General features: G+C 72.4%; 4 protein-coding genes and 2 pseudogenes. All 6 read left to right on the top strand.

The annotated features are described in order from the left end of the window. A pseudogene (locus tag HCN56_RS22405) lies at positions 1-249 on the top strand (hypothetical protein); the annotation flags it as partial. Positions 250-709: 460 nt separating this feature from the next. Beyond that, on the top strand, positions 710-1,549 hold the full coding sequence (locus tag HCN56_RS22400; protein ID WP_167973976.1) for a hypothetical protein: 840 nt from the start codon (positions 710-712) through the stop codon (positions 1,547-1,549). Beyond that, on the top strand, positions 1,539-2,792 hold the full coding sequence (locus HCN56_RS22395; protein WP_167973974.1) for a hypothetical protein: 1,254 nt from the start codon (positions 1,539-1,541) through the stop codon (positions 2,790-2,792). The genes HCN56_RS22400 and HCN56_RS22395 overlap by 11 nt, the downstream gene beginning before the upstream one ends. Next, on the top strand, positions 2,789-4,348 hold the full coding sequence (locus HCN56_RS22390; protein WP_167973972.1) for an SCO6880 family protein: 1,560 nt from the start codon (positions 2,789-2,791) through the stop codon (positions 4,346-4,348). Before HCN56_RS22395 ends, HCN56_RS22390 begins: the two co-directional genes overlap by 4 nt. A 177-nt stretch (positions 4,349-4,525) precedes the next feature. Beyond that, on the top strand, positions 4,526-5,917 hold the full coding sequence (locus tag HCN56_RS22385; RefSeq protein WP_167973978.1) for an ATP-binding protein: 1,392 nt from the start codon (positions 4,526-4,528) through the stop codon (positions 5,915-5,917). Between the two features lie 19 nt (positions 5,918-5,936). Next, positions 5,937-6,428, top strand: a pseudogene (locus HCN56_RS22380) (hypothetical protein); the annotation flags it as partial.

Here is a 6,428-nt window from a genome sequence, read left to right as displayed (position 1 = left end):
CCCGTCGCCCCCGCCGAGGCGACCGGGCCGTCCCGCGCCGGCCCGGCGCGTGCCGCGGTGCGCGGCACCGGAACCGCCCGCTTCCTCGCCGGCGCAGCCCGCGCCAACGCGGTGACCGGAGGCAACGCGCCGCGCCCCGCTGCTCGTTCCGTGCTGGACGGCGCGCCGCCCCCGGGCCCGCCGCCGTTCCAGCGGGTGGCCACTCTGCCGCAGGTCGCACCGGAACACGCCCCCGTCATCCACCGCTGACCCTCCGGCGCGGGCCACGTGCCGCCGGCCACCAACACGCCTTTCGAGAAGCTCACTTCACGAGCGATGCGTTCGCTGCGGAGGGCGGCGACACCGGCGTGGCTGAATCGATGCCGTGGCGGCGGTCCCTCCACGCATTCGGCCGGCCCCGCAGCCGGTACAGCCGCTGCTGCGGCCGCCCCCGCGATACGCGGGCGCACGGGCCGGCGGGCGGGGCGCACCCGGGCGACAAGCTGGTCGTACCACCCATCGCGGTGGCATTCGTTCCGGAAAACGTCGGCCGCGGCAGCCGTCGCACCCCGACCACGACTGCTCACGGCGCCCGCGTACGCCGCGCACGGTGTGTGGAGACGGTCTCGCGGACCGGTCAATCCGGTCAGCTTCGACTCGGTCCCACGCCACAAGCGCTAACGTCGTGTGAGGAGGTAATAGACTCGCTGCCGTTGAGGGGACGCGGACGATGAGCTACGGCGACGACTACGACGATGCGAGCGAGCGCGGAATCCCCTCGCAGACACGCACTCACTACCCGGACGAGGAACCGGGCGACCGGAAGCGCCGCAGCGGCCCGTCGCCCCGGCGCAACCTCACCACCGTCGTCGGCGTCTTCCTGATCCTCATCGCCGCCATCGTCTTCGCCAACCGCGCCGGTGACGACGGCCCGTCGGGCGGCTCCGCCGACGGCGACTCCGCCGGCAACCCCGGCCCGGCCCCCACCGCGCCCAGTGGCGAGAACCCCGTGGACAATCCGGTGGACGGCATACCGAGCGGGTTCCCGCAGACCCAGCAGGGTGCGGAGAGCGCCGCGGCCAACTACGCCGTGGCCCTCGGCGGCGAAGGCATGTTCGCGACCGAGACGCGGCACCGCATCGTCGAGTCGATATACACCGCGGAGGCGGCGGCCGGCCGAGGCTCCGAACTGGATCGCATCTACACCGACCCGCAGTTCCTTGAACGAGTGGGCCTTGACGAGGCCGCTTCGCCTCCTACCGGCATGACCTTCGTGGCTCGGGTGGTCCCCGTGGGAACCAACCTCCTTGATCACGACGACGAGACCGCGACAGTATCGGTCTGGTACACGTCGCTGTTCGGGCTGGCTGGCGAGGCATCGACCAACCCGGTGACAGAAGCCTGGTACACCAACACGTTCCAACTCGTCTGGGAGCAGGACGACTGGAAAGTCGTGGACTTCGACCAGTCGGACGGTCCGGTACCCGTGGGGCGCGACCAGCGCGCCTCGACGGCAGAGGAAATGGCAGAGGCCAGCGAGCAGTACGGAGGCTTCACGTATGCGCGCTAACGCCCGGACACGTTGGATCGGCCTCGGCGGCGGGCTGGCAGCGTTCCTCGCCCTCGGGGCAGCTTCGGCCGGCCGCGCCTTCGCTCAGGACGAGGACGAGGAGGACCCGTGTGAGCTCATCCGCGGTCCTGCTCAGGACTACTGCTTGGACGGCGACGGGGCGGGCGGCGGGGTGCAGACGCCGCGGCTCGACACCACCCTCGACCCGCTCGCGACCCTGGCACAGGGCTGCGCCGAGGCAGCCGCGTGGGTGGTGGACCAGCTCTCGACCGCCGTCAGCAACACCACCAACGTGGACTTCACCAACCCCGCGTTCCTCCGCCAGTACGCCGTGGTGTTCGCGGCCTCCACCGTCCTCACCCTGACGCTGTGGCTGCTGGCCGTCACCAAGCGGGCCGTGCGCGGGGTACCGCTGACGACGGCCATCTCCGAGGCGGTCGGTTATCTCTGGCTGACCGTCATGGCGTCGGCGTTCACCCCCCTGATCCTCTACGTGATCGTCGCCGCCACCGACGGTGTGACGGAAGTGATCGCCTCCGGAGCAGGCGACAACTCCGACGCTTTCTTCGGCCAGTTCAGCGCCGCGCTCGAAACGGGCGACGACATCGGCGGCGGTCCGATCATGCTGATCGTCGTCTCGCTGATCTCCATCCTCGCCGCCGGCGTGCTCTGGCTCGAACTGGTCATCCGCGCGGCGCTGCTGTATGTCGGCGCACTGCTGGGCACCGCCGTCTACGCGGGGCTGGTCGACAAGAACCTCTGGGGCCACGTCCGCCGCTGGGCGGGGATCATGCTGGCAGTGATCCTGGTGAAGCCGGTCATCGTGATCGTGCTCGGCCTCGCCTCGGCGCTGTCCACCTCCGAGGGGCCGACGGCGTTCTCCGCGATCGTCTCCGGCCTCGCCATCATCATCCTCGCGATCTTCGCCTCGGCCATGATCTACCGCTTCGTGCCCGGTTTCGGCGACGACATCGTCAGCCACCGGTCGATGCGCCGCGACACCTCCAACCGCGCCGCCAGCGCGGCGATCGCCACGCCGGCGACCGTGCTGCGCCAGGGCATGGGCGCTCACGGCGCCCGCGGTGGCGAGGGCGGCGGTGCGCAGGGTGGCGGCGGGCAGGCGTCCGGCGGGGCGTCGCGGCCCACCAACCCGATGGCGGGCGGCATGGCCGCCCACGGCGCCCGCGGTGGCGAGGGCGGCGGCCGGGCCGGCGGCCCGCCGAGGCAGGGAGGTGACCGGTGACCGCGCCTCCGGCGTCGTTCCCCCGGCGCCGCACCTACCTCATCGGCCGCGCCCGTCCCCATGCCATCATCGGCAAGAACCGGGAGACGGGGGAGCTCGCGCTCATCCTCCTCGGTGCCTTCCTGGGCATGATGAGTGGCCTTCTGATCCCCGCGCTGATGCCCCGCCTGATCGCTCTGGTGGGGTTCCCTGCGCTCGCACTGGCGGCGGTGTTCGTGCCGTACAACGGCCGTACGTTCTACAAGTGGTTCGAGATCAACCGGACGTTCCGGCGTACCCAGCGCCGCGGCGCCAGGTACCGGTCGTCCGCGGCCGAGGCCGGCATCTCGCTGGACGGGCGCGAGGTCGCCGTCGGTGCCCCTCCCGGGGTCGGCCGGGTCAGCTGGCTCGCCGCGCCGTTCGGTCCGGACGAGATCGCCGTGCTCCTCCACGCCGACCGCCGCACCGTGACCGCCGCCATCGAGATCGAGGGCCCCGGCGTCGGCCTGCGCGACAGCGAGGACCAGGAGGCACTGGTCGACCGCTTCGGGACCCTCCTCAAGCACGTGGCCAACGGCGACGGGTTCGTCACGCGGCTCCAGATGCTGGCGCGGACGCTGCCCGCCGACCCCGACGCGCACGCCCACGACGTCTCCGAGCGGGGCGACTTCACCGCGCCGAACTGGCTGCAGGACTCCTACGACCAGCTCCAGTCCATGGTCTCCACCTCCAGCGAGCAGCACCGCGCCTACCTCGTCGCGTGCATGCGCCACAACGGGGACCTGGCCCACGAGGCCGCGACCATCGCCCGCGCCTCCCGCGCCGCCTCCCGGGGCGGCCGGGGCACCCGCATGACGCAGGACGAGGCGCTCGCCGTCGTCATGGCCCGCGAACTCACGGACATCTGCGCACGGTTGGCCGAGGCGGACATCCGGGTGCGGCAGCCCCTCGGCGAGGCGCGGCTCTCCTCGCTGATCCACTCCATGTACGACCCCGACCACCCGATCGACCACATCCAGGCCATGTCGCAGCGCAACGCCTGGCCAGCTGAACTCGACGCCCGCGAGGCGACGTTCCTGCGGGCCAAGACCCGCGAGTCGGTGACGCGCGCCCCCTGGTGCCACGCCACCGCCTGGGTGAAGGAGTGGCCGTTGACGCCGGTCGGCGTCAACTTCCTGGCCCCGCTGCTGGTCCACACCCCGGACGTCATCCGGACCGTCGCCGTCTGCATGGACCTGGAGCCCACCGACGTCGCCATCGAGCGGATGCTGACGGAGAAGACCAACGATGAGGCGGAGGCAGCCCGCGCGGCGAAGATGAACCGCACCGTCGACCCGCGGGACGTCGCCGCGCACAGCCGCGTCGACCAGCGCGGTGACGACCTCGCCTCCGGCGCCGCGGGCGTCAACCTGGTCGGCTACCTGACGGTCTCGTCGCCCAACCCCGAGGCGCTCGCCCGCGACAAGCGCACCATCCGCGCCTCCGCGGGCAAGTCGTACCTGAAGCTGGAGTGGTGCGACCGCGAGCACCACCGGGCGTTCGTGAACACCCTGCCGTTCGCGACGGGAATCCGGTGACCGCCCGCCGGCGGCCCGGCCACGCACCGGGCGAAACCTTCCGCCGGGCCCTGCGGGACGCTCCACCGCCCGTCGGACGCACCGCGCCACCACCCACCGGCCGCCCGGCGGGCAGCCTCTGGCGCCCCGCCGCGGGGCCCGAGGCGAGGAGGTACCTCCGTGCTGCCCCGTGACCCGATGTCCGCTCTCACCGACGCCTTCACCGGCATGCTCTTCGGCAAGGCCGAGACGACCCGGCTGCCGGTCCGCACCTCCACCGGGCAGGCCCAGGCCGTCTACCTGCCGACGGCCGCGCCCGGGCTGGGCGACTCCGGCGTGATCATCGGCCGTGAGGTCTACAGCGGCAAGGGGTACATCTACGACCCGTTCCAGCTCTACGGGCAGCAACTCCCCGCGCCCCACTGGCTCGTCCTCGGTGAGTCCGGCAACGGCAAGTCCGCGCTGGAGAAGACGTACGTCCTCCGCCAGCTGCGGTTCCGCGACCGTCAGGTCGTCGTCCTCGACGCCCAGGGCGAGGACGGCGTGGGCGAGTGGAACCTCATCGCCGAGGCGCTCGGCATCACCCCCATCCGCCTCGACCCGATGGCGGCCATCGAGCAGTCCATCCGTCTCAACCCGCTCGACCCCGCGATCACCGCGACCGGCCAACTCGCGCTGCTGCGGACCATCATCGAGGTCGCGATGGGCCGCGGCCTCAACGAGCGTTCGGGGTTCGCCCTGAAGGTCGCCCACGCCCACGTGGTGGAGACCGTCACCCAGGAGACGGCGGGTCGGCAGCCGATCCTCTCCGACATCGTGGAACGGCTGCGCCACCCCCGGCCCGAGTCCGCCCACGCCATGAACGTGGCCCCGGAGGACGTCCGCGCCTGGGGCCTCGATGTCGCCCTCGTGCTGGACCGCCTGGTCGACGGTGACCTGCGCGGCATGTTCGACGGGCCCACCACGGTCGGGATCGACCTCGACGCGCCGCTGACCGTCTTCGACCTGTCCCACATCGACCGCAACTCCATCGCGATGCCGATCCTCATGGCGATGGTCGGGGTCTGGCTGGAGCACACCTGGATCCGGCCCGACCGCAAGAAGCGCATCTTCCTGGTGGAAGAGGCCTGGCACATCATCAACTCACCCTTCGTCGCGCAGCTGTTCCAGCGACTGCTGAAGTTCGGCCGGCGCCTCGGCCTCTCCTTCGTCGCGGTGGTCCACCACCTCTCCGACGTGGTGGACGGCGCGGCGGCGAAGGAGGCCGCGGCGATCCTGAAGATGGCCTCCACCCGCACCGTGTACGCGCAGAAGTCCGACGAGGCCCGCGCCACCGGGCAGGTGCTGGGCCTGCCCCGCTGGGCGGTGGAGATCATCCCCACGCTCACCCCCGGCATGGCGGTCTGGGACGTCAACGGCAACGTGCAGGTGGTCAAGCACCTGATCACCGAGGCCGAACGACCCCTGGTCTTCACCGACCGCGCCATGACCGAGGGCTCTCCCCGCGCCCCCGCCGAGCTGGAGGAGGAACTGCCACCCCTGGCGCTCGACGCCGGGCCGGTCTCCTTCGACAAGCGGTACACGCGGTGACCGGGGGAGGAACCGCACGATGAGCCACCCGCAGGGCGGGCCCGACCCCTACGCCCCCGACCCCTACGCCTCTGGTCCCTACGTGCCCGGCCCGGGCGGCTACGGCCCGGACCCCTACGGCCCGGACGGCCACCGACCGCCCGCGGACCGCTACGGTCCGGGCGCCGGGCCCGGCGGCAGGCGAGGCGGCGGGGTTCCCGACGCGGCCATCGTCGGCTCCCTCGCGCTCGCCATCTCGGTCACGCTGCTGGTGTGGTCCTCCACCGGCCTCGGCGGCCTGCTGCGCGCCGGGCGGTGGCCGGACGGTGTCACCTTCACCAGCACCGCCGGCGCGCTGCGTTCCCTGCTCACCGCCCCCGCCGACATCGCCGGGGCATGGCCGCAGGCCGACCCCGCGGCGCTGCCCGCCGGCGCGCTGTTCTGGCTGATCTTCGCCGCCCAACTCGTGGTGGTGGGCGGCACAGCGCTCTGGTGCGCCGTCCGCATCGGCACCCGCCGGGCCCGGCGGGCC

The organism is Streptomyces lonarensis (assembly GCF_012033735.1).
In the GTDB taxonomy this organism is placed as follows: domain Bacteria; phylum Actinomycetota; class Actinomycetes; order Streptomycetales; family Streptomycetaceae; genus Streptomyces; species Streptomyces lonarensis.
Note: the sequence above shows the minus strand (reverse complement) of the source record. Positions and strands in the feature narration are given on the sequence as shown.